This window comes from Photobacterium frigidiphilum (assembly GCF_003025615.1).
GTDB classification, from domain to species: domain Bacteria; phylum Pseudomonadota; class Gammaproteobacteria; order Enterobacterales; family Vibrionaceae; genus Photobacterium; species Photobacterium frigidiphilum.
In genome coordinates this window covers 161,138-183,814 of sequence record NZ_PYMJ01000008.1, presented here as the reverse complement: position 1 = coordinate 183,814, position 22,677 = coordinate 161,138, and the positions used below count along the sequence as shown (strand labels likewise).

Genomic DNA, 22,677 nt, shown 5'->3' with positions numbered 1-22,677 from the left:
TATTAGTGAGAGCCCTTTACCTTACCAATCTAGTGCTGTTGTATTAGATTGTGCTCGGACTTCATTCTTTCTTGGTAATTGAGTATCAGCAGTGGAAGCTTCTGATACGAAATCTTCAGTTTTTACAGTTTCCATTTTTACAGGAGTCACGTTTGGTGAAGAGGCTGTAAAAGCTGAAGGTTTTTTAATGTCGACATTGGGTACCTCTACATCCGGTAGCAAAACCTGATCAAGATGGTTCAAACCTGCGGCATTAAAAATTTTATTCAAACTGGTTCCATCTTGCTCTTCCATCATTTCTTGCAGCAATTCAGGTAGAGATAAGTACCCCCAACGGATCGCCTTTTCGAGTAAAAAGGAGACAGGGCTATGAGGTTCGCTTTGACGAAAATAATCCGAGACTTCGCGTAGTAAATGAAACGCCAAATCACGATTCATGCTGTTGTTTGAAGCTGTTTCAGCTAGATTACTCGAACTTAAAATTAATGAGTTTTGCTCAGAATTCATTAACGCCTTCTGATCACTCGCCTGCTCCGAAGGTTGCGCCTCTAGCTGAGTAACCTCACTATTTACATTGGTATCTTGCTTCTCTTGAGCTATCGCGTTCTTTTTCGGCTCATATTTCATATTGGTCAATTGCTGCAAAGCGTAATCATATTTAGTGAATAAATTTTTCAGAAAACCAAAATTGGGAGCACTTACGCCAGAGGATTGAGAATGGGATAAGGTCGTTTTTCTTAAACGTTCCAATTCAGTTAAGCATCGATGAATGTTTTCAAGCTTTTGAAGTACAGCAGCACGCTCATGCGCAACATTAGATAATACTTGCTGTTTTAATTGGCTAATAAGACCTTTTTGTTCTGAACTCTGATATTCAAAAAATGTAACGCCACCAACCAAAGGCTGTAAAAGTAATGGTGCGTAAACCAGACTACTTTGTTCGCTGTCACCAACCATCTGAAAAAATGCTTTAACTTTCGCTTGTGTTTGCTCAGCAACTTGCCCTGCTTCGGTATCACTTTTCAATTTTTCTGTCGCAACAACCGGATTTAGCGATGTCCATTGATGCTCAACCAAATCAGCAAGCCAATTCAGCGTATTTGCAGCACTACTTAATGATGAGTCGAGTAATATTTGTGACGTGAAAAACCAACCTATGAGTTCAATATCTCGACTAACATTCGAAAAACATCCAAACAAAGACTCTGACAACATAAGCCAATTTTGGTAATTTTCTTCTTTCAGTCCATCAAGATCTTCGAGGCTCGGGTTTTGGCTTAATTTACGTAGCGACGTTTGCGCAACATTAAATTCGTTACGTAATGGGCGGAAGGAGTTTTTATTATTTTTTAAATATTCCCCACACGGCAAGTTTTCAGATATAGGCTCGATTAACTGTGAAGCATTTTTAAAAGAAAGCAGCATTTCAATCCAAATTTGATTTAATTTCCCGACTTTACAAGTTCTTTTTCATATAAAACACGCACTAGAAAATTGACACTTAAATGTTGTAGTGTCCATTCAATCGCGACAAAATTGATTGCATAATAAATCTAACGACATTAAATTTTATAAATTACATGAAAACTATTTATTCTATAAATAAACTTAAACTCAAAATCATTGGTGAGGATTATAACCAAACAGCATACATAATGCCCGATTATTTATACACTTTCTAACTAGAAACTTAGAAGATTGAAGAGAAATCACAATTCAACCTTACAATAAATACAGTAAGTTATTGTTTTACATTATAATAAATAAAAGCAGCCTTTTAAAGGAGTTCTCATCCAACCAGTTTGTGAGTAAATGTTTTTGTATAAATATTATAAACATAGTCTCATAAAAATAAGTGGCGTTGTATCATGAATGTTATTTTAGAGCGATTACTCAGCTTTTGTGATTAATTAAAACCCCTTCATACCACACGTGTTAATTAGAGAATGTTAATATAAATATCATTCAAATTAAATAGAGGTTATATTGCATTGTGGTTGAAATTACTTGATGATTTACTAGCAACAAAACCTCTGGATACACAGCCAAATCATAGCAATTAAATAGTGTTTAATTTCACTTGGGATTTATAAGGATTAATGACAATTATGATCAACGATGAATTGTCTTATAACACTCGTCCGCTTCAGGTTAAACTGTCAAATAGTCAAATTTATGTCGCTTCAAAATTTGAATCTAAAAATAGCCTTTCGCAAGGCTCTCAAATGACATTATCTGTAGCGGCGAATGATGAAATCGACTCAAGTATATTGGGAAAAAACATCACTATTTCTTATAAGCAAGAGAGTAGCACCCGTGTATTCGTAGGTTTAGCCACCAGCATCGAACTCTCTGGCTACAATATTGAGAAATCGTTATATTTTTATGAAATAGAAGCCCAAGATCCTCTCAGCCTATTGCACTTTCGTATGAATCGGCAAGTGTTCCAAAATATGACAACCAAACAAATCTTAAACTCACTATTTGGTGATTCAAGCTTTAGTAGTTTCTTTAAGTTTTCAGTTTCTGGTGCAGGTAAAAAACATGATTATTGTATTCAGTTGGATGAAAGTGATTTGTGTTTTGTCCAACGATTACTTGCGGAAGAAGGGTGGCATTATCACCTCGATAGTTCAGGTAATAAGCCGACGATTGTCATAGGTGATTCAAATCAAACGTTTAAATCTATAGACAACGAGAAGTTATATTTTCGAGATGGCAGTCAATCATCAAACTATCAACTTTCTAACTGGAAAGTAAAAACCAAAGTCGGCACCGCAAAACTGACTTTAGCCGATCACAATCAAGAATTAGCTGAAGTATTTGATACTGGAATACGCAAAAGTGCACGCAACGAATCTCCTGCTGCTCTTTCTAGCTATCATTATGGACAAGGCTTTGAAGACAAAAGTGACATTCGCAATGCTGTAAAACGCCAAATGGAAGCGATAGATGGGCGTAAGGTTGTTGCTTCCGCCACATCGACCATTAGTAATTTATCTTGTGGTGCAAAATTCAAACTAGATAAGCACCCAGTGCCTAGCCTAAACCAAGAATACCTGGTCACTCAGATTACCCACTATATTACCACTGACGAATCTGGGCGAAATGTTTGTTACGAAAATCATTTTCAATGCTGTGATGTCAAAACACCCTACAGACCAGCGTATATCCATTACCCAATTGCACAACAAATACATACCGCAACCGTTACAGGACCAAAAAACGAAGAAATTTATAGAGATAAACTTGGCCGTATTAAGGTGCAATTCCATTGGGATTTAGTCGGCAAAAATGATGAAAACACCTCATGCTGGATACCGGTTTCTCAAGGCATTGCCAGTAAAGGATTTGGAGTCCATTTTCTACCTCGTGTTGGCGACGAGGTTCTCATCCAATATATAGATGGGAATCCAAACCGTCCGGTAATTATGGGTTCAATTTATAATAAGACTAATACTCCCGCCTATTCATCGGCATCTCAAAGTGGAATCAAAACTCGAACAACGCCAAAAGGCAGCAGCAAGCAAGGTAACGAGCTACGGTTTGAAGATCAAAAAGACAAAGAACATATCTACCTTCATGCGGAGAAAGATCTATTGATTGATACAAACAATGACTTAACGACAACCGTGAAAGGCAAAGTTACATCAACCATCGAAAAATCTGCCGAACTCATCGCAAAAGAAAACATTAGCATCACGACAGAAAAGCAGTTGCTTATGAACAGCAAAGAAAATTTGTCCGCTAAAAGTGACAAAGATCTTCAACTAGAATCTGGTGCTAATTCTGAGCTGAAAGCAAAATCATCCGTCATTGTCGATGGCAGTAAAATTTCCATTACCGGAAAAAGTAAAATAGAGCTAAAAGTTGGTGCGAGTAAAATTGAAATATCCGCAAGTGGGATCAAATTAGATGCCCCTCAAATTTCAATAAATGGAAAAGGAAAAACTGAAATAAAAGCAGCAATGGTGAGCATTGAGGGTAAAGGCAAAACAGATGTAAAGGGCACTCTCGTTACTTTGAATGGCAGTGCCATGACACAAGTAAAAGCTGGTGCAATGGTACAAATACAAGGGGCAATAGCCAAAGTTAACTGATGAAACTATTAAAAATACCTTACACTGATGCAAAGCAAATTTTAGTGCTTTTTGAAGCAAGTGCGGCCCTATTACCACTCGCTGAAGAGCACCATTTACCTTACGACCTCATATATGCGGCTCTTGACGATGAATTATTTTCTGAAGCGGTAACATACCTCGCTCATGCGCTGCCTGTCCGTGAATCTATTTGGTGGGCAAGCTGTTGCGCTTCAAGTCGTCACGATTGGAATGAGGCGGAAGAAAATGCCATCCAATCAGCCAAATCATGGGTACATACTCCCGATGAAACCAATCGTCGATTCGCAGAGAATATGGCTGAAATATCAGGGTTAGATTCGGGAGCTGGCTGGGCTGCGCAAGCCGCATTTTGGAGTGGTGGAAGTATGACTAGCCCTAGCGATCCTATTGTTCCGCCTCCAGAGTATTTATACGCACAAGCTGTCGCGGGCTGCATTAACCTGACGGCGGTTCTCCCTGATGGCGAAGAAGCAAAAGAGCGTTATAAAGTATTTATCGATATTGGTATAGACATTGCCAAAGGTGGTAATGGTAAGGTTTAGGAGGCTTAAATGTTACCAGCAGCAAGAGCAACTGACATGCATATGTGTCCAATGCAAACCCCTGCCATCGTGCCTATTCCACACGTTGGCGGCCCTCTTTTACCTCTACCAACAACAGTGCTAATTGGTAATTTACCAGCAGCTACCGTGGGGCAAATATGCATCTGCGTTGGCCCACCTGATAGCGTAGTAAAAGGAAGCGCTACGGTTCTTGTTAACAACAAACCAGCCGCTCGTATGGGCGATTTAACTGCGCATGGCGGCACTATAATTATGGGGATGCCAACAGTGTTAATCGGCGGTTAATAAATTCGGTAACATCACACAAGAATCTTTGTGTAAGAAATAGAAATCCAATGTTTCATCGAGCTTCTGTGCGAATACGTTGATAACAACGCAACTCATTGGATGTAAGGTGAACCATACTAACGAAGGCACTAAAATATGATTTCAGGGGCATAAGTGTTCTCTGCGATTTTTGTTGAAATGGGCAGCTTGAGGTAACTTGGAGTAACCTTGGTTAATGTGGGAACGCCGCTCTCCAATGTTAGATTCAATTTTTTATATTTCAAAATAAACCTTTACAATATTCGACATTAAGATATTATCCATCTCGCTCTGTTGTTCAGAGTTATTAATGAAACATCAAGTAAAAGTAAAACCTCAGAATTTCTTCGTTAGTGTTGTTATCCTCAGTGTTTCCCTTAGCTTCATCGTAACATTCAATAATTCAAGCTCTCAGCACATCACACTATCGTGATAATTTATGAATTTAAATATTAAGGGACACTACATGTCTAATACAACAACTGGTCTAGTAAAATGGTTTAACGAAGATAAAGGTTTTGGTTTCATTACTCAAGACAACGGCGGCGCTGACGTATTTGTTCACTTCCGTGCAATCGCTTCAGAAGGCTTTAAAACGCTAGCTGAAGGCCAAAAAGTATCTTTCGAAGTAGAGCAGGGCCAAAAAGGTCCTCAAGCAGCTAACGTAGTAGCGCTTTAATTTCGAAAGTCGACGTAAATGGTTTAATTATCATTTACGTCACTTTTTACCATTATTAATCAATAATTTATATCGTATCTTCGAAAATATTAACATTTCAAACATCTGCTTTTTGTATATGTCGTTACGTTTCTTATTCACTTCGTTATATTATAATAATTAAAAACATTAACATTAAATATCAATGGCTTAAGATCATATTTAGGTTTGTACTTATTGTGATTTGCCATGCAGATAATAAAGCTAAGGATGCTTATGTCTCGTTCAATCGGTCGCAAAAGATTTTGGTACCAACAATCTCGTGAAGAAAATAGCACAACAAAAATAAAGGTGAATAAATGATAGTAAACTTTAATATTTTAAACGGTGGAATCTCTTGGAAAGCATTAATCCACCAATTGAATGGTGATATTTTATTGCGTCACATTTTAATGAAAGGCAATGTAGATGATATTAATCTTAAACTTTCATATTGTGAAGAAACATGTGAAGGAAGTATCACGAATAGCAACAATCAACTGATTGGTAACTTTTCTATTTCTTTCTAATACCATTCGATAATTGGCATAATTATTAATTAGATTTTCAGAATGAAAATTATAAAAAATAAACCTATTTAATAGTTATCTCGTCGTTATCTTTACTGCATGAATGCAGACATTGACATAGATTTCAAATCTAATCTACATTATAATTCACCTGTCTGCAGCAATAGTCGCGACATGTTATGTAGGTTGATATAACATTCAAAACAAACATCCGTGCGCATGTCATTTATCGTGTAACAAACTCCGCTAAAAAGTAAACGCTGCCAACAAAGCCCTTACCCAAACTTATCATTTTCTACTCAAAACTCGAGTTTAAAGAGATCTATTTCACATAAAGTAGCAATGATACCTTCATTACAGTAAAAACGCTGGCCCCACCTTGGAAACGTTTCCATTCGTTATTTACACTCTGTATAGAATTAGGACTCAACAATAAAAAATATATAAATAAAAGTAGGAAAACCATGAAAGCAATTTCAGACATTATCCAACGACGCGACTGGGAAAACCCTCAGTCAGTGAATATTCACTGCCTTAAGGCTCACAGTCCGCTTGCAAGTTACCGTGATATTAACCATGCCCGTGATGGTATTCACACTCAGCGTCAGTCACTGAACGGTCAATGGAAATTCAAACTGTTTGACGCGCCAGAACAAGTAGAAGATGAGTTCATTGACGTGCAATTCAATGATTTAGCATGGGGAAATATTACGGTTCCTTCCAACTGGCAACTTCAAGGCTACGATAAGCCGATTTATGCCAACGTTAAATATCCGTTTGAAGTTAACCCTCCTTATGTGCCAGCAGATAACCCAACGGGTTGCTACCGTACTTATCTTATTCTGACAGAATCCGATCTCGAAAACACCCAGCGCATTATCTTCGACGGCGTGAACTCGGCTTTCCATTTATGGTGTAACGGCAACTGGGTAGGTTATAGCCAAGATAGCCGCTTACCAGCAGAATTTGACCTCTCCAAATATTTAACTGCGGGTGAAAACACATTGGCTGTAATGGTGATCCGTTGGAGCGACGGCAGCTATCTAGAAGACCAAGATATGTGGTGGCTAAGCGGCATTTTTCGCGATGTGACTTTGCTAGCAAAACCAAAACACTGCATTGAAGATGTATTTATAACGCCCGACCTTGATGCATGTTACCGTGACGGTAGCTTGTCGATCGTTACCCACATTTCTGCACCAGAAACCAGCCAAGTTCATGTGCAATTGTTCGACGGTGATCAAGCAGTCACAGAACCTTCTATTGCTCGCCCACACAACCGTCGTATCGATGAACGCGGCAGTTACGATGATGTCGTATTCCACACGCTACATGTTCATGAACCACAGCAATGGACGGCAGAAACACCAAACCTTTATCGTGTAGTGTTATCGCTGCTCGATGCAGAGGGTAACCATTTAGAGAGTGAAGCGTATCAAGTTGGTTTTCGTAAAGTGGAAGTCAAAGATGGTCAGCTACAACTCAACGGTAAGCCGCTGCTTATTCGCGGTGTAAACCGCCACGAGCATCACCCAGAGCTGGGTCATGTAATGACCGAAGAAGATATGGTCCGCGATATTTGCTTGATGAAGCAGTACAACTTCAATGCAGTACGTACCGCGCACTACCCTAACCACCCTCGTTGGTATGAACTGTGTGACCAATATGGTTTGTATGTTTGTGACGAAGCGAATATCGAAACGCATGGCATGATACCGATGAATCGTCTGTCTGCAGATCCGCAGTGGGCACACGCGTACATGAGCCGTTATACGCAAATGGTAATGCGCGACAAAAACCACCCATCGATCATCATTTGGTCTTTGGGTAATGAATCAGGTCACGGTAGCAGCCACAACGCAATGTACGCTTGGTCAAAGCAATTCGACCCATCACGCCCTGTTCAGTACGAAGGTGGCGGCGCAAATACACCCGCAACAGATATTATTTGCCCAATGTATGCGCGCGTGAATACAACCATTGAAGATGAAGCCGTGCCTAAGTGGCCAATCAAAAAATGGATCTCTTTACCGAATGAGCAACGCCCTTTGATTTTGTGTGAATACGCTCATGCAATGGGTAACAGCCTAGGTAGCTTTAACGAATACTGGGATGCGTTCCGCGAATTCCCTCGCCTACAAGGTGGTTTTATTTGGGATTGGGTAGATCAAGGGTTAAGCCAGTGGGATAACGACGGCAAACACTTCTGGGCATACGGCGGTGACTTCGGCGACACCATCAACGATCGTCAGTTTTGTATCAACGGATTAATCTTCCCAGATCGAACACCGCACCCAACGTTAGAAGAAGTTAAATTCTGTCAGCGCATGATCACGGTTGCTTTAACGCAACAAGACAAACAGCAATGCAGCTTAACGGTAACCAATGAATACTTGTTCCGCAGCACAGACAACGAGCAACTCAATTGGAGCTTGCTAGAAAACGGTGTTGAGATTCAATCCGGCCAATGCACATTAGCGATTGATGCTGGTAACCAACAAACTATCGATATTGCTTTGTATTTCCAACCCAAAGCAGACGCTAAATATCACCTCAACACAGATATTTGCTTGATCAGCGCAACGCCTTGGGCACAAGCGGGGCATGTGTCAGCCACAGAGCAATTTGCGCTAAGCAATACCAGTAGCCTAACGCTGCCACAAATCAGTACTTTGCCCACGCCTCAATTGAGCGAGCAAGGCTGTGACATTTTCGTCTCTAGCCTAGATAAGAAACACCAATGGCAATGGAACATAAAAAGTGGTTTGCTAACAAGCTGGATGGTTGACGGACAATCTCAACTACTTCACGCACCAGAAGATAACTTCTTCCGCGCACCACTCGACAATGACATTGGCGTAAGTGAAATCGATAATATCGATCCCAACGCGTGGGTATGCCGTTGGGATGTGGCAGGTATTGGTCGCTGGGAACGAGAATGCGTCAGCTGTACCAGTGAATCATTGAGCCAAGCGGTGAAAGTGACGTCAACCTTTGCTTACCATCACAACGGAGGCGTTCAAGCGATTACTGTTTGGACTTACACGCTGGGTAACCAAGGTGAAATGCATATCGATGTGGATGTAAAATTGGCGGATCACTTGCCTCCAATGCCACGTATCGGTCTGGAGCTGGCATTACCGCTACCAAGCGATAATACGACAGTAACTTGGCAAGGTTTGGGGCCTTTTGAGAACTATCCAGATCGTTTAGCTGCAGCAAGATTTGGGCAACATACCCAGAGCCTCGACGCAATGCATACCCCATACATATTCCCGACTGATAGCGGTCTACGCAGTGGTACTCAATGGCTCAATGTGGGTAATGTGGAATTTACTGGTGACTTCTTATTCAGTGTGAGTCGATACAGCCAGCAACAATTGACAGAAACGAAGCACACCAACGAGTTGACGCTAGAAGATAAAATTTATATACGCATCGATCACCAGCATATGGGGGTTGGTGGTGATGATTCTTGGAGCCCAAGCGTGCACAAAGAATTCCAACTAACGGATAATGCATACCGTTTCAGTATTATGCTAAAGCCCCAACACAACTAAGTACCATCGACTAAAAGTATAATTAATCCCCAAGCCGGCTTGGGGATTTTTCATTCCACTATAAAATATTGTGCTTGTACTCCCAACTTCGATTTAGAGGAATTTATTGGGCTCTAGACAAATACCTCTCTTTCTTAATTCGTGTAATTTGAAATCTGTACTGCTAACTATACTTTCAATAAGCAATAAATCAGGAGCCCTGACTGTATTGCACATGCTGATATTTCAAGTCATCGAAAGAATTTCAATTTGATTTGAAATACGATACTAATCCAGATGTTAAATAGACGCAGACTATAGCGACAAAGCACTGCGCGTAACATTGTCTGATAAAAGGCGACGATCATGAAATGCATTCAAGCTGCAATCATGGCTTTCTTGATTTCACTCTTTTTTACATCATTCGCATATGCTTCATACCAACACGCTCCTCCTCGCGAGCGGCTTCCTTTAACCTTATTGACTCCATCATCACCCGCAATCACATTTGAACAAGTCACCTTCAACCTCGAAGTCGGTACTATTCGAAATAGCGACTGGGGACAATTTAAAGTCATACCCGACCAACTCTACGATCGATATAGCGCCCCCTTGGGTGCTGGCTACATCAACGTTTTTCTTAATGGGCGGCGACAAGATAACAGCTGGGTCATCAACAATCTTTTTGTTCCTTCCGCGCCTGAACAACATAAACGGTACAAGCAGTACACAGACTCACCATCGAATTCATCGCCAGCAGTGGTCGCTTCTTACTTTGATTTACGACCAGGACAAACAGGCAGTGGGATAAAAAAACGAGTGAATGCGACGGTCTTATTTTCAACCCAACCGCTACCGACTATTATTGATATCGCACTGTTGGCGCAACGCTTTCCCTCATCGCGCTTTACCGTATTACCTACGCATATCAATGCTGAAGGTGCAGGTGAAATCGACGGCCGAATGCGAACAACCCCTCAACGCTCATCAGCGCCTCGCTCATTGGCTTTAGGTTTTCCTCCACAGGCCATTGAACCCAGTTCAACACTGCCTGACAATCTCCTGTTTCCAATACAAGTCATTCAAGCCAGCGACCAAAACCTGGATGCAGCAAGAAACCAATGCGTGCCAATGGCAAATGCTAACGCCTTACAATACCTCGAAGATCGCTACGATAACTTACCTCTAGTGTGGCGCTTACCTGAATTTCATATTCGCGGTATTGGTCGTATAGGTGCAGCAGGTGATGTTCTTTTTTGGGAACCCATACCCGAAAATAGCTTGGTTGCCAATGTAGATACGTTTGGCCGACGCAACGGTGTGCATGGTCTCGACAGTGGTGGCTATACCAGCCTGTGTGGGCTGATTCGTGGAGTATTGGGTTACCTAACACAATCGGGTGATCAAGCCATCACAACAGTGCGCCACCAAGGCAGTGGCTCTCTGGAATTAGGAGATAATGGGGCAGATTGCGATACAGAGACCATGTTATTAGGTGGTATGGTTTCGGTACGCGATGGCATCGAACCGACATGGGAATGGATGTTCGAGCAATTACAACTGGGCCGGGCCGTCACTATTATTTACAGTTGGTATGATTTCCAAGGCGAATGGCAGGGAGGGCATAGTGTACGGGTATACGGTGCCTCTGAGTTTGATGGCCGCCGTTACATATACACCTTAGATGATGCCGATCAAGGCGATAACTTCAGTAATGTCAGCGATCCGAGAAAACAGCAATGGGAGGTGGCCGATACAGGTAGCCCAGGTCTTCTTGGCGTGCCAAATGGTCGTTTAAACATGGATGGCATGAACTGGGAGATCACCTTTGCCCTTTCTCTCGAAGCCAAACCAACCTTGATACTGCCTTAATACACTCAGGTACCTTTTGCCATCCACAGGTATGGACACCAGTGGATGAGTACAAGATCATGATATTAACCATATTAGTTAGTTCCCTGATCCTTTGCTTTTTGAGCAGCCAATACCCGTTTGTAGATACATGGTTAACCGAAAAGTTAGTGTTGTTAGTGGCCTATGTCGACTTTGCCATGCTTGATGAAAAATTTATACTTTTTCGTCACTCAGAGTGAGTTGAAATGTATGAGCATATCTTGTTGTTCGACTTGCTTGATGGGGACGAAATGCATTGATGGTCTACTGGCAGCCTCCGTGATGGCTGCGGCATCGTTAGCGTCATTTTTGTTTGTTTTAACAAACGGTTTTACGAACTGAGGGCTAATGAGTTTCACTGTATGCCCAGATTGTTGGAAAACACGGGCCCAGTAGTTGGCTCCTCCACACGATTACATGACAATCGTGCATCGTCATGCTCATCTTACGGTAAACCCTTTAGGAGTTCTGTACATCGACATTGTAGAGGAACACAGAAAACTTAAAGCTAATTTCGAGGATTTACTCTTTGAGAGCAATGGCAAAACAACAGGATTAGTTTGTATTAAACATGGCAAATCAAAGCATAAACGTTGGCATGTTGATCTTTCTAGTAATGATGCCAAAGAACTCACCACGCTAATTAATAGCGCCAGAGAAGAGTATGAAACTCTAATGCGGGATCTTTAGTTGAATTGGTGATGAACGTGCGCGATCGTGTAACGCCCAGAGACAACAAAGGCCGCCAGTGGCCTGTCTTTTATACACAAATCCCCAGCTTAAAAACTGGGGATTTTTTGAACTTCATTTTAATATAGCGATCTGATCCTTTGTTATTAAACCAAGGATGGTCATTATGCATATTTCGGTTGTAGTCTTAAGTACTCACATCAATCGCTGATGTTATTCTTTTTAAATCATTCAGGAATAATTGATGTACAAGATTACAATGGTCTATTTTTTGCACAAGGCGCTGTTTTATATCTGTTGCGTCTTGATATATTTTCTTACTTAACTCATCACCTTTCATGTGCATTATACGAGATGTTGCTGTCGCCAAGCTGGCATATGACATAAAAGGAAGAACAAGTGATCCTTTGCCGTGTTCTATTTTTATCCACCCTTCGGCTTCTAGTATTTTAAGGGCATTTCTTAAAGTACAAAGACTAACACCAAGAATTTCAGACAGCTCTTTCTGATTTGGTAAAAAAAAGCCGTCAGCATAAACCCTATTAATAATACATTCGATAATGTAGTTTTGGGCTGTTACTACAGGTAGCTCAAGCATATATATCACTAAACCAGTATTTAAACGCTGTCGAATTATACTCAAAACGCATCGTGAGTTCCCGTTGGAGTAATACAATATTCTGCATTTATTTTCAGTAACCAACTTAATACAGTGATCCCTCCAACTGCATTCACTGTATTCACTGTATTAATGAATAATAAGTCATGGTGACCTGCATATATACAGATATATATAAAACCAGTTAAAGCAATGAATAATAAACGCAATTAATAAGCATGAAAGAATCATTGTATTCACAAAAAGAATGATTTTTTCAACACAAGATCACAGTTTATAAATTATTTCCGGAAAGTATATTTCCATTAACTACCATCAATTACTCATCGGAGGTCAGACAAGGAAGAATAAATGAAACAATTAATTGTTCTACTCACTCTTTGCTTCGCAGCAGCCACATGCCAAGCATCAACCAGTGCGAATAATGCAACCCAAAAAGGCTACACAGAAACCCAATATCCCATCGTTTTAGTGCACGGGTTATTTGGTTTTGATTCACTTGCAGGGTTTGATTACTTTTACGGTATCCCTCAAGAACTCAGTAAAAGTGGTGCTAAAGTTTATGTCGCCCAAATATCTGCCACAAATAGCTCAGAGCTACGTGGCGAACAACTGCTTTTACAAGTTGAAGAAGTACTTGCTGTAACAGGCGCTGAAAAAGTAAATCTTATTGGGCATAGCCATGGCGGACCAACAGCACGTTATGTCGCATCCGTCGCCCCGCAATATGTCGCTTCAGTAACCAGTATTGGCGGTGTAAATAAAGGTTCAACTGTTGCCGATATCATGCGAGGAACCATTCCTGAAGGCTCATTACCAGAAGGGATTGCGGTTAAATTGGCTGGAGGATTAACTACACTCATTGGCCTACTTTCTGGTGGTAGTGACTTACCTCAAGATCCACTGGCATCACTTGAAGCCTTAACCACTGCAGGTTCTTTAGCGTTTAATCAGAAATATCCTGAAGGGATCCCAACATCAGACTGTGGCGACGGTGATTGGGTTGCCGATAATGGGGTGTATTATTACTCATGGACGGGCACTTCAAACTACACCAACATACTCGACCCTATTGATCCTGCAATGTTGATTTTAGGCTTCGCATTCGATGAACCGAATGATGGTCTAGTAGGTCAGTGTAGTTCGCACCTTGGGAAGGTTATTCGCGATGATTATAAAATGAATCACCTTGATGAAATTAACGGTTTACTAGGTATTCATCACTTATTTGAAACGGATCCTAAAACCCTTTATCGCCAGCACGCTAACCGCCTACAGCTACAAGGATTGTAATCATGAAAAAGACCGCGTTAAAAATATCTATCGTTTTTGCTACCTGTATTACTGGTATCTGTATTTTTGCCGCGGTCATATTCAACTTGCACCTGTTTAGCACAGATAAAGCAGCCTTTTTATCAACGACGTCAGCATCTATGCAGACACCTTTAGCAATCAAAACCGCATCGCAAAACGATACCAATGTTGATGTTGATTCTAACCGAGATACCTTCGAATATTTTCTCTCTGGTTTAGGCGAAAAAGACATTGATACTCTAAAGAAAAATTTCAACGCATTTAATGAACAGCAAAACCGCACAGTTAAAATCGATGAGGCACTGTTTCAACAATATATCGACTATAAGGCGGCATTATTTGCCTTAGAACGTTCTACGAGTAACGGTGCTGCCTCGGTAAACTCTCAGCTTTCGGCAATGCATCAGCAGTTATTAGAGATACAACAACAATTTTTCACTCCCGAGCAGCAACAAGCTTTATTTGGGGAAGAAAACCAACTACGCGAACTTGCTTTAAAGCAACAAGAACTCAAACACCAAGCGCAATCACCCGCAGACTACCAACAACTTTGGCAAGATGAAGTAAACCAGTTACCCCCCAACTTACAAGAAAGCTATCGCAACGCTAACCTACTCAACCAATTAGAATTAACCAAAGATATGGATACGCAAAGCCAGTTCCTAATACGAGAAGAGCTCGTGGGCAGTGAAGCAGCCATGCGACTCACAAATTTAGATCAGCAGCGAGAAAGCTTCAAGCGGCAAGTCGATGAGTACTTAGTAGTACGAGAAAAGATTTTGCAAAACGAAAACAATAACCAAGATGACAAACTACTAGCCATACAAACACTGCGAGAACTCATGTTTGAATCCAGCCAATACCGCCGGATTCAAGCACTAGAAAATATTCATGATCAACAAGTAACCCAATAGATTACTGTTTTTCTATTACCAACTCAGCTTCCTTGGCATAACGGTTCGCCAGTATTGCGCAATATAATATTTGAATCTGGTGATAAAACATAATCGGTAACAAGATCATACCTAACATTGGGTTTGCACCGAATATCACTTTCGCCATTGGCACCCCAGCTGCCAGTGTTTTCTTGGTGCCACAAAAAACAGCGGTTATCTCATCTTCACGGCTAAAACCAGCACGGCGAGCAGCCCATGTAATACTGTGAACCATCAGCAATAAAACCAACGTGGCAGCGATTAACGCAACGCCCAATGTTTGCCATTCAAAATCATGCCAAATACCATCTGCAACAGAATCACTGAAGGCATTATAGACAATCAGTAAAATAACCCATTTATCAATTTTATTAATAATTGTTTTTCTTTTTTCCAGCACTTTTAATGCAATAGGTCGACAAAGCTGCCCTACAACCATCGGTAATAACAGCAATTTTGAAATGGATAATACGGTATCGAGAATATCGAGCTTAACCCCTTCCATCCCCATGAATAGTTGAATGAGAAACGGCGTTATTAAAACGCCTAGCAAACTCGATAACGATGCATTGAATATCGCCGCAGGCACGTTTCCTTTGGCAACACTGGTCATTGCGACAGATGAAGAAATTGTACTCGGCAAGACAAACAAATAGCAAAAACCAAAAGCCAATGCCGATGGCATAACAGCTTGAAAGGCAGGACCTAATAACAACCATAATAAGGGGTACACAATAAACGTCGCGCTTTGCACAAAGATATGCAAACGCCAATTGCTAATACCCTGTTTTATTGCTTTTGGCGATAAGCCAACACCGTGTAAAAAGAAAATTAAAGCGATACCTAAACCTGTAATGGTATCAAGATGCAATAAACCGCCCGATTGCCCTAATGACGGTAAGATAGCAGCCAATGCAATTGCAGCTAACATTCCCATTAAGAACCATTCTTTTTTTATGTATTGAATACAGGCAGATCCCATATTATATCCTTTCGATAGTGATGACTTTCTATAAGTAGGATACTAATATCATTATTTCTCGCTATCGATAAGTTGCTAGTAAATGTCGAATAAAAGACAACATCGCTCTATTCCCGCATTAACACAGTTACCACGCCCGGTGTATGCTCGCAGTGAAAACTGGGATCACTCAGGAACGCAAACACTGTGGCATTCGCACGCATGGGGGCAATGGTCTTACGCAATAAAAGGCGTGCTGGTTGTGCATACTCACGCGGGTCGTTTTGTTGCACCACCGCAATACGCCATTTGGGTGCCTGAAGGGGTTGAGCACCAAGTTATTTCAAGCGGTGCTGCTCAAATGCGCAGTTTATATATACGAACGGGGAGTTTAATAAATTTATGTTGGTACAACGCATGTGTTTGTGAAGTCAGTTCTTTGGCAAAAGAACTCGTATTGCGCTTTGGTTGTTTTGATAGTGAGTACAAACTTAATGGAAAAGAAAATCGCCTCGCAAATGTACTATTAGATACACTTGATGATTTACCCCAAGCACAAACACAATTACCGATGCCAAGTGATAAGCGTTTATTGGCTATTTTTGATTACCTACAAGTTCACACTGGTGAACAGATTAATATTGATCAGATTGGTCATAAAGTGGGGCTATCTGGGCGTAGCGTCAGCCGGTTATTCAAACAAGAAACAGGTTTAACCTTTCAACAATGGCGACAACGCTTACGGCTACTTTCTGCATTAAATTTATTAGAACAAGCGATGCCCGTTACCCAAGTCGCCATGGAGTGCGGATATGAATCTTTATCTGCTTTTGTTGCTGCGTTTGGAAAACAGTTTGGCGAAACACCGGGGAAATATTTTTAGCTGTTTATCAAAAAATGATTATTAATAGGCCACGTACTCAATGAATACCTTATTCTGTTTTCGATCGCATGAACTGGCTTGGCGTGTCACCTAAGTGTTGTTTAAAAAAGCTGATAAAAGCACTGTCACTCGAAAAATCCAACGCAAAAGCCACATCAGAGACACTCTTACCTTCCGCTAATTGCTCTATCGCGCCATGTAACCGCCATTGCTGTCGCCACGCTTGATAAGACATACCTGTTTGCTTGGTAAAAATACGGGTAATGGTTTTCTCGCTAGCACCTATCTCGTGTGCCATTTGGTTCAACTGCTGAGGATTTTTATTACCCGATTGCAATGAAACTAACCACTGAGTCAATCGCCCATCAGTCGGTAATACTAACTGTAATGATTGCTCGGGCGCTGCTGCTAACTCTTCAATAAATAACGCAGAAATATTATTTTGCAGTTGAGCTGGCATATCCCACTCCCACATCGCCATTCTTTCGATAAGCGCCTGTAGCAATGTATTAACCCCAATAATTTTCATTTTACTTGGCAAGGCTGGAAAGGCCGCCACATCAAAATACACTGAACGATACGCGACAACGTTACGCATTTGAGCACAATGAGCAGTACCCGCAGGTATCCAAGCGGCTCTGGTTGGCGGTAACACGCACTGCTTATTATCTAATGTAATCGTCATACACCCCGCTGGAGCATACAAAAGTTGTGCTTTTTGATGTTGGTGCATACCCGAATCGTGACGACCAACATCGGCAGCAATGCCAATAATCGGCGTATCTATATCATCGACATTAAATCTAGAGTCATGGTCAATAATCATCATTTAAGTCCAATTTTTGATGTTCTACTTTTTATGATTATAAACGGACAGGTTTACTTACACTATACAGGCTTACTCTAAACGGGCTTGTAGCGACAACAGCTATCCAACAGTTTCCTTAGTACGGTACGGCATAGCATGTAAATATAACTAACATCATAAAAAATAATGATACTGTCACCGTAACCATGACAATTCCATGACTATCAGCCTTTAGAATACAACGCTGAAATTAAAAGTGCATTTTATAAATTATTTGAACGATGATTTATTAAACAAATATATTACATATAACAAGCAAGTGTATTTACCTTGCTGTATATGAATTATGGAGAGTCACTCGCATGCAAAAACGATTAGCCTTGGTTTTATCATTCTGTGTTCTAACTGCGGTTGGATGCTCACAAGAATCGACGCAAGCAACGACAGTAAAAGAGAAAAGCATCAACCCACTTTGTAATACCGAAGCTGGTATGGCAGGCGGGTGGCAAGATTCAGCTGTAACACCAGAAGCAACAGCAGCGGTAGACAGTGTGTTAGCCATGATGAATACTTCTGCACAATTATCCAAAATTTTGGATGTAAAAACGCAAGTTGTAAACGGCATAAACTATGCGATTGATTTTGAGTTAGCTAATGGTGAAGTGTGGAATACGCGTGTATACCGAAGTCTTAAGGGTGAATACGCCATGACACAACCAGCAGTACTTGGCAGCATGACGCAAGATTGCCAGTAATTTTTATCTAAGCTGGCGTTGAGGTTAATACCGATAAGGTCGCCCTTGTGGCAACCTTATCGTTTTAAATACTGCCTATATGTAATATAGAATACATAGCTAACAGCTAAAGTGACAAAGTACCTGAAAGAATCAAATACAAAGCAGTAAGAGCTCCTCCGATAACCATCGCAGCTAAAACCTTTTCAATTGGACTAATAAGAAAACTTAGCCCGCGTTCTTTTCTTGAACGGAAGAAGAATGGTAATCCACACGAATAAAGTAATAGCGACAATAATAGGTAGTCTAACCCACCAGCGTAGATCAGCCATAAACCGTAGACAGAGCCAATTGATGTCATCAGCAGTAAAGAGACCGCATGTTGTTTATTCTTAAGCGCGAGCTTCAATCCAAAACTAGCACACAACAAGTATGGTATTAGCGCCATCGATGAGGCCAGTTGAATCAAGATATTATAACCAGCATCATTAACATAATTAATGACTAAAAATAGCGAGATAAGGCTATTAGTCAGCCACATTGCATTGGCAGGTACTTGTTTGCTGTTAAGTTTACCAAAAATAGATGGTGCGGTATTTTTAGACCCTCTAGCTGCAAGAAAGAGCATTTCACTGGAAATCATTGTCCACGCCAGTAATGCCCCACCAACAGAGACAATCAACCCGATATTAATCAGTACGCCTCCCCAAGGGCCAACTGCAAATTCAAGAACTTGCGCCATTGATGGGTTTTTCATTCCCGCAAGCTCTGCTTGTGGTACTACACCGAGTGAAAGTAAAGAAACACAGATAAGTAGAGTGATTGTAATAAGAAACCCTAAGATCGTTGCCCGGCTTACAACCTGCATATTTTGAGCGCGGGATGCATAAACCGTGGCACACTCAATACCTAAAAATACCCACACAGTGTAAAGCATGGTGTTTTTAACCTGACTAGTCACAGAACCAAGTTCAGGTGATCCCCAAAAATCGATTTGGAACGTTTCAATTTTAAATGCTAATGCAACGAGTAAAATAAATAACAGAATGGGAATTATTTTTGCGATAGTCACTATAATATTCAGTGTCGTTGCTGATTGAACACCGCGTAACACGAAAAAATGCAATACCCACAACGTAATGATGCCGCAAATCATAGCGGGAAAAGTACTGCCGTCACCAAAGAAGTCAAAAGCTTGAAATGAACCGAGTGCACTGTAAATGACGACAAGGTAACCAACGTTACCAACCCAAACCGAAATCCAATATCCCCATGCGGCATTGAAACCAAGGTAATCACCGAATCCCTCTCGAACGTAACCATAAACACCATCATCAATATCTGAACGGTTGATCGACAACCATTGAAATATTTTTGCCAAGGTTAACATGCCAAAGAAAGTGATAATCCAAGCAATAATAATCGCGCCAGCTCCCGCACCTTCAGCCATATTTTGCGGCAGACTGAAGATCCCACTCCCCACAATCGCTCCAGTTACAAGAGCTGTCATTGCCAACAACCCTAATTTACTCTCACTCTGTCGAGCCATCTTTCTTCTCCCTTAAAAAGGGGCATCCCGCCCCTCTTTGTGATGGTCTAGAACCGTAGTGACATACAGCTGACGCCGCCATCAACTTTTCGGTACTCTGAAGTATCGACAGTCACTACGTTATATCCCAGATCACGGATCTTGCTCTCTGAAATCGGATAGCCACTTGGCATAATGACGTTGCCATTCACCCAAATACAGTTAGCTGCGTAGCTTTCGTCTTCAGGAATTTCGATAATATTAAGGTGTGAGAATTCAGGCTTATCAACAAATTCACCGGCAGCCAGTAAATTGCCATCTTCAAGGTAGGCCAACCCTGTTTTCAGGTGTAACACCTTCTCCATTGTGACTAAACGGCCAGTTAGACCGTGCTTTTCAAGTATGGCTACCAATTGGCTAGCACCTTCAGCATTAGTACGTGCCGATAGACCAATATAAAAGGTGTCTCCGACCATCATGACATCACCGGCATCAAGCGTACCAGGGGCTTCAATTCGCTCGACGTTATCACCATAGAAACGACGAAGAGCAGGTTCAATTGAATCAATTTCCCCACGACGACTATCCGCCCCTGGACGAGTCACGATACCGCAATGCTTGGTACATAACGCAGGATCTTCAACAAAAACAGAATCTGGATAATTTTCGAGGGGAGGAAGTAACAATATTTCAACACCGCACATTCTGAGCGCATCTAAATAGGCTAGATGCTGTTTCATCGCTAGCTCGTAGTTTGGTTTACCATCATCTGCTGATGAAATACCATCGATAAGAGCTTTACAAGGGGTACGCGCAATAATGTAATTAAACATAATCAGTCCTTTTATTATCCGTTTTTAACGCTAAGTAATTACTTATAAGCGAGAACTGTGCCACAATGAAATTAAACATTTAACACATTAAAATTCAATGAGTTATACCGATAAACACAGAAAAACAACAATTAATGCTATGCCGAAATATCGTCAGTGATGAAATTTCAGCACCTAATGAAAATGTTATTGATTAATAAGACATTACTGTGAATCGCTTCGCGATATTGGCCGTAAAATAATGATTTAATATGACGATATTTCGTCAGCTTGGAGCATGGTAATGATAGAGAAAGTCTCAACACCTTTACTGCCTTTTCTTTCCCAAATAATGGCAGTATTCGATCACATGTCCAGCTCGTACATTATTATCGATGCGACAGAAACGATTATTGCCTACAACGAGATGAGTGCGAAACTTGATGGTGTAGAGGTAGAAAATATACTCCATAGAAAATTGCTAGATGCTTTTCCCAGCCTGACAAGAAGCTCAAGCTCAATGATTATGGTACTAAATAGCAATGTGCCTATCTGGAACAAAGCACAGAGCTACCAAACACCTGCAGCTAAAGTGATGACTCTAACCTCGTCAACATTCCCCATTGTTAACGCTGATAATACGATAATGTTTGTCATAGAAGTTGTTCATGATATCAGTAACTTAAGGGAGTTAACCGACCACGTTATCCATTTGACTGAAACCTTAAAGGAAACGCGTTCTCTTTCTAATCAAAATCTACAGATTGTAACGCAAAATAAACTCTTCAAACGGTTACTCAAAGATGCGAAATGTTTCGCTAAAACACCGCTCCCAGTCTTGATCGCGGGTGAAACGGGCACGGGAAAGGAATTAGTGGCTCGGTATATTCACCAGAACAGCGCGACAAAAGATAATACGATGGTAACTATCAACTGTGGTGCTATCCCGTCAACCTTAATTGAAAGTACACTATTTGGAACAATAAAAGGCGCGTTTACCGGGGCAGACAATAAAAAAGGACTATTAGAATTAGCAAATGGCAGTACGCTGTTGCTCGATGAAATCAACTCAATGCCTATTGAAGTACAAAGTAAACTACTGCGAGTTGTTCAAGATGGTTATTTCCGACCTTTGGGGGGGAATAATGAAAAAAAAGTAACCATTCGTTATATCGTCGCGATGAATGAACAACCAGAGGTTGCGATTCAAAAAAAACAATTACGCTCAGATCTATTCTATCGTCTCAGTGTTTGTATGGTTGAACTCCCCCCGTTGCAAGATAGGTTAGATGATATTCCGCACTTGGTTGAATTCTTTATCCGTAAACATAATCCATTGTTAAATACTCACATTAATGGCTATACACCGGACTTTATTCGATCTCTTGAAGCACAGCCATGGCCTGGAAATGTAAGGATGCTAGAAAATGTAGTACTCCGTAGCATGTTAATGTGTTCACAGACCAATGATGATGCACTGAATCAATATCACCTCGACACATTAACGCAGCCTTTCACCGCGATAGAGCCCATAACGCATTATCAAGAAAAGTCGCCGATAAAAAATAGAGAAATCCCTGAATCACTCACCGAACACCTTGCGAGCTATGAAAAACAATTATTATCGAATGCAATGGCGCGATATAAAAACAACCATAGCGAAGTGGCGAGACAACTGAAAATACCCAGAACAACACTGCAAAGTAAACTACGGAAATATGGGATAACAACATGATCTTATTTG

At 40.9% G+C, this 22,677-nt stretch carries 20 protein-coding genes and 1 pseudogene; 14 read left to right on the top strand and 7 right to left on the bottom strand.

All coding sequences use genetic code 11. The features are described from left to right. Positions 1-21: 21 nt before the first annotated feature. Complete coding sequence (locus C9J12_RS10560; RefSeq protein ID WP_107242674.1) at positions 22-1,425, bottom strand: type VI secretion system protein TssA; 1,404 nt, start codon at positions 1,423-1,425, stop codon at positions 22-24. A gap of 683 nt (positions 1,426-2,108) precedes the next feature. Between C9J12_RS10560 and C9J12_RS10555 the strand changes: the two genes are divergently transcribed. The 8 genes from C9J12_RS10555 (at position 2,109) to C9J12_RS10520 (ending at position 11,849) form a co-directional block, all read left to right on the top strand. After that, the gene (locus C9J12_RS10555; protein WP_107242716.1) at positions 2,109-4,100 is read left to right on the top strand and encodes a type VI secretion system Vgr family protein; all 1,992 of its coding nucleotides are present in this window, start codon (positions 2,109-2,111) and stop codon (positions 4,098-4,100) included. After that, positions 4,100-4,663 (top strand): DUF6931 family protein, encoded by a 564-nt coding sequence (locus C9J12_RS10550; protein WP_107242673.1) that lies wholly within the window; start codon positions 4,100-4,102, stop codon positions 4,661-4,663. The genes C9J12_RS10555 and C9J12_RS10550 overlap by 1 nt, the downstream gene beginning before the upstream one ends. Before the next feature lie 9 nt (positions 4,664-4,672). Beyond that, complete coding sequence (locus C9J12_RS10545; RefSeq protein ID WP_107242672.1) at positions 4,673-4,969, top strand: PAAR domain-containing protein; 297 nt, start codon at positions 4,673-4,675, stop codon at positions 4,967-4,969. 487 nt (positions 4,970-5,456) lie between these two features. After that, a complete protein-coding gene (gene cspE / locus C9J12_RS10540; RefSeq protein ID WP_006228716.1) occupies positions 5,457-5,669 on the top strand; it encodes a transcription antiterminator/RNA stability regulator CspE in 213 nt (70 codons plus the stop codon). 338 nt (positions 5,670-6,007) lie between these two features. Then, on the top strand, positions 6,008-6,217 hold the full coding sequence (locus C9J12_RS10535) for a hypothetical protein (protein WP_107242671.1): 210 nt from the start codon (positions 6,008-6,010) through the stop codon (positions 6,215-6,217). A 464-nt stretch (positions 6,218-6,681) separates the two neighbouring features. Then, positions 6,682-9,777: a beta-galactosidase gene (locus tag C9J12_RS10530; protein ID WP_107242670.1), complete on the top strand. Its 3,096-nt coding sequence runs from the start codon at positions 6,682-6,684 to the stop codon at positions 9,775-9,777. 345 nt (positions 9,778-10,122) lie between these two features. Continuing rightward, complete coding sequence (locus tag C9J12_RS10525) at positions 10,123-11,628, top strand: hypothetical protein (protein WP_107242669.1); 1,506 nt, start codon at positions 10,123-10,125, stop codon at positions 11,626-11,628. A gap of 59 nt (positions 11,629-11,687) precedes the next feature. After that, on the top strand, positions 11,688-11,849 hold the full coding sequence (locus C9J12_RS10520) for a SirB2 family protein (RefSeq protein ID WP_107242668.1): 162 nt from the start codon (positions 11,688-11,690) through the stop codon (positions 11,847-11,849). Between the two features lie 15 nt (positions 11,850-11,864). On the opposite strand, the pseudogene C9J12_RS31070 reads toward C9J12_RS10520, so the two are convergent. Next, a pseudogene (locus C9J12_RS31070) lies at positions 11,865-12,062 on the bottom strand (IS110 family transposase); the annotation flags it as partial. Here C9J12_RS31070 and C9J12_RS10510 point away from each other — a divergent pair. Then, positions 12,046-12,339 (top strand): hypothetical protein, encoded by a 294-nt coding sequence (locus C9J12_RS10510; protein ID WP_407675677.1) that lies wholly within the window; start codon positions 12,046-12,048, stop codon positions 12,337-12,339. The pseudogene C9J12_RS31070 and the gene C9J12_RS10510 sit on opposite strands and share 17 nt — an antisense overlap. Before the next feature lie 187 nt (positions 12,340-12,526). On the opposite strand, the gene C9J12_RS10505 is transcribed toward C9J12_RS10510, so the two are convergent. Continuing rightward, positions 12,527-12,937, bottom strand: a complete 411-nt coding sequence (locus C9J12_RS10505) for a winged helix-turn-helix domain-containing protein (RefSeq protein WP_107242666.1) — start codon at positions 12,935-12,937, stop codon at positions 12,527-12,529. Between the two features lie 372 nt (positions 12,938-13,309). Here C9J12_RS10505 and C9J12_RS10500 point away from each other — a divergent pair, with 372 nt between their 5' ends. Together C9J12_RS10500 and C9J12_RS10495 are read left to right on the top strand one after the other, a co-directional pair. Next, positions 13,310-14,251: a lipase family alpha/beta hydrolase gene (locus tag C9J12_RS10500; protein WP_107242665.1), complete on the top strand. Its 942-nt coding sequence runs from the start codon at positions 13,310-13,312 to the stop codon at positions 14,249-14,251. A 2-nt stretch (positions 14,252-14,253) separates the two neighbouring features. Next, positions 14,254-15,186, top strand: coding sequence for a lipase secretion chaperone (locus C9J12_RS10495; protein ID WP_107242664.1), 933 nt, complete (start codon positions 14,254-14,256; stop codon positions 15,184-15,186). 1 nt (position 15,187) lies between these two features. On the opposite strand, the gene C9J12_RS10490 is transcribed toward C9J12_RS10495, so the two are convergent. Beyond that, positions 15,188-16,189 (bottom strand): bile acid:sodium symporter family protein, encoded by a 1,002-nt coding sequence (locus C9J12_RS10490; protein WP_107242663.1) that lies wholly within the window; start codon positions 16,187-16,189, stop codon positions 15,188-15,190. 82 nt (positions 16,190-16,271) lie between these two features. On the opposite strand from C9J12_RS10490, the gene C9J12_RS10485 reads away from it, so the two are divergent. Further along, positions 16,272-17,051 carry an AraC family transcriptional regulator gene (locus C9J12_RS10485; RefSeq protein ID WP_107242662.1) on the top strand — a complete coding sequence of 260 codons (780 nt, stop codon included), beginning with the start codon at positions 16,272-16,274 and terminating at the stop codon, positions 17,049-17,051. 49 nt (positions 17,052-17,100) lie between these two features. On the opposite strand, the gene C9J12_RS10480 is transcribed toward C9J12_RS10485, so the two are convergent. Further along, complete coding sequence (locus C9J12_RS10480) at positions 17,101-17,877, bottom strand: AraC family transcriptional regulator (protein WP_107242661.1); 777 nt, start codon at positions 17,875-17,877, stop codon at positions 17,101-17,103. Positions 17,878-18,221: 344 nt separating this feature from the next. On the opposite strand from C9J12_RS10480, the gene C9J12_RS10475 reads away from it, so the two are divergent. Beyond that, positions 18,222-18,614 (top strand): cystatin domain-containing protein, encoded by a 393-nt coding sequence (locus tag C9J12_RS10475; RefSeq protein WP_107242660.1) that lies wholly within the window; start codon positions 18,222-18,224, stop codon positions 18,612-18,614. 106 nt (positions 18,615-18,720) lie between these two features. Here C9J12_RS10475 and C9J12_RS10470 read toward each other — a convergent pair whose 3' ends face one another. Together C9J12_RS10470 and ddaH are read right to left on the bottom strand one after the other, a co-directional pair. Continuing rightward, on the bottom strand, positions 18,721-20,142 hold the full coding sequence (locus tag C9J12_RS10470) for a basic amino acid/polyamine antiporter (RefSeq protein WP_107242659.1): 1,422 nt from the start codon (positions 20,140-20,142) through the stop codon (positions 18,721-18,723). A 47-nt stretch (positions 20,143-20,189) separates the two neighbouring features. Then, a complete protein-coding gene (ddaH, locus tag C9J12_RS10465; protein WP_107242658.1) occupies positions 20,190-20,954 on the bottom strand; it encodes a dimethylargininase in 765 nt (254 codons plus the stop codon). 283 nt (positions 20,955-21,237) lie between these two features. Here ddaH and C9J12_RS10460 point away from each other — a divergent pair, with 283 nt between their 5' ends. Next, positions 21,238-22,668, top strand: coding sequence for a sigma-54 interaction domain-containing protein (locus C9J12_RS10460; RefSeq protein ID WP_227876325.1), 1,431 nt, complete (start codon positions 21,238-21,240; stop codon positions 22,666-22,668). Positions 22,669-22,677 lie beyond the last annotated feature (9 nt).

Coding starts and splice junctions, on each gene's coding strand:
- C9J12_RS10560 (WP_107242674.1), bottom strand. CDS start 1,425: ATGCTGCTTTCTTTTAAAAATGCTTCACAGTTAATCGAGCCTATATCT.
- C9J12_RS10555 (WP_107242716.1), top strand. CDS start 2,109: ATGATCAACGATGAATTGTCTTATAACACTCGTCCGCTTCAGGTTAAA.
- C9J12_RS10550 (WP_107242673.1), top strand. CDS start 4,100: ATGAAACTATTAAAAATACCTTACACTGATGCAAAGCAAATTTTAGTG.
- C9J12_RS10545 (WP_107242672.1), top strand. CDS start 4,673: ATGTTACCAGCAGCAAGAGCAACTGACATGCATATGTGTCCAATGCAA.
- cspE (WP_006228716.1), top strand. CDS start 5,457: ATGTCTAATACAACAACTGGTCTAGTAAAATGGTTTAACGAAGATAAA.
- C9J12_RS10535 (WP_107242671.1), top strand. CDS start 6,008: ATGATAGTAAACTTTAATATTTTAAACGGTGGAATCTCTTGGAAAGCA.
- C9J12_RS10530 (WP_107242670.1), top strand. CDS start 6,682: ATGAAAGCAATTTCAGACATTATCCAACGACGCGACTGGGAAAACCCT.
- C9J12_RS10525 (WP_107242669.1), top strand. CDS start 10,123: ATGAAATGCATTCAAGCTGCAATCATGGCTTTCTTGATTTCACTCTTT.
- C9J12_RS10520 (WP_107242668.1), top strand. CDS start 11,688: ATGATATTAACCATATTAGTTAGTTCCCTGATCCTTTGCTTTTTGAGC.
- C9J12_RS10505 (WP_107242666.1), bottom strand. CDS start 12,937: ATGCTTGAGCTACCTGTAGTAACAGCCCAAAACTACATTATCGAATGT.
- C9J12_RS10500 (WP_107242665.1), top strand. CDS start 13,310: ATGAAACAATTAATTGTTCTACTCACTCTTTGCTTCGCAGCAGCCACA.
- C9J12_RS10495 (WP_107242664.1), top strand. CDS start 14,254: ATGAAAAAGACCGCGTTAAAAATATCTATCGTTTTTGCTACCTGTATT.
- C9J12_RS10490 (WP_107242663.1), bottom strand. CDS start 16,189: ATGGGATCTGCCTGTATTCAATACATAAAAAAAGAATGGTTCTTAATG.
- C9J12_RS10485 (WP_107242662.1), top strand. CDS start 16,272: ATGTCGAATAAAAGACAACATCGCTCTATTCCCGCATTAACACAGTTA.
- C9J12_RS10480 (WP_107242661.1), bottom strand. CDS start 17,877: ATGATTATTGACCATGACTCTAGATTTAATGTCGATGATATAGATACG.
- C9J12_RS10475 (WP_107242660.1), top strand. CDS start 18,222: ATGCAAAAACGATTAGCCTTGGTTTTATCATTCTGTGTTCTAACTGCG.
- C9J12_RS10470 (WP_107242659.1), bottom strand. CDS start 20,142: ATGGCTCGACAGAGTGAGAGTAAATTAGGGTTGTTGGCAATGACAGCT.
- ddaH (WP_107242658.1), bottom strand. CDS start 20,954: ATGTTTAATTACATTATTGCGCGTACCCCTTGTAAAGCTCTTATCGAT.
- C9J12_RS10460 (WP_227876325.1), top strand. CDS start 21,238: ATGATAGAGAAAGTCTCAACACCTTTACTGCCTTTTCTTTCCCAAATA.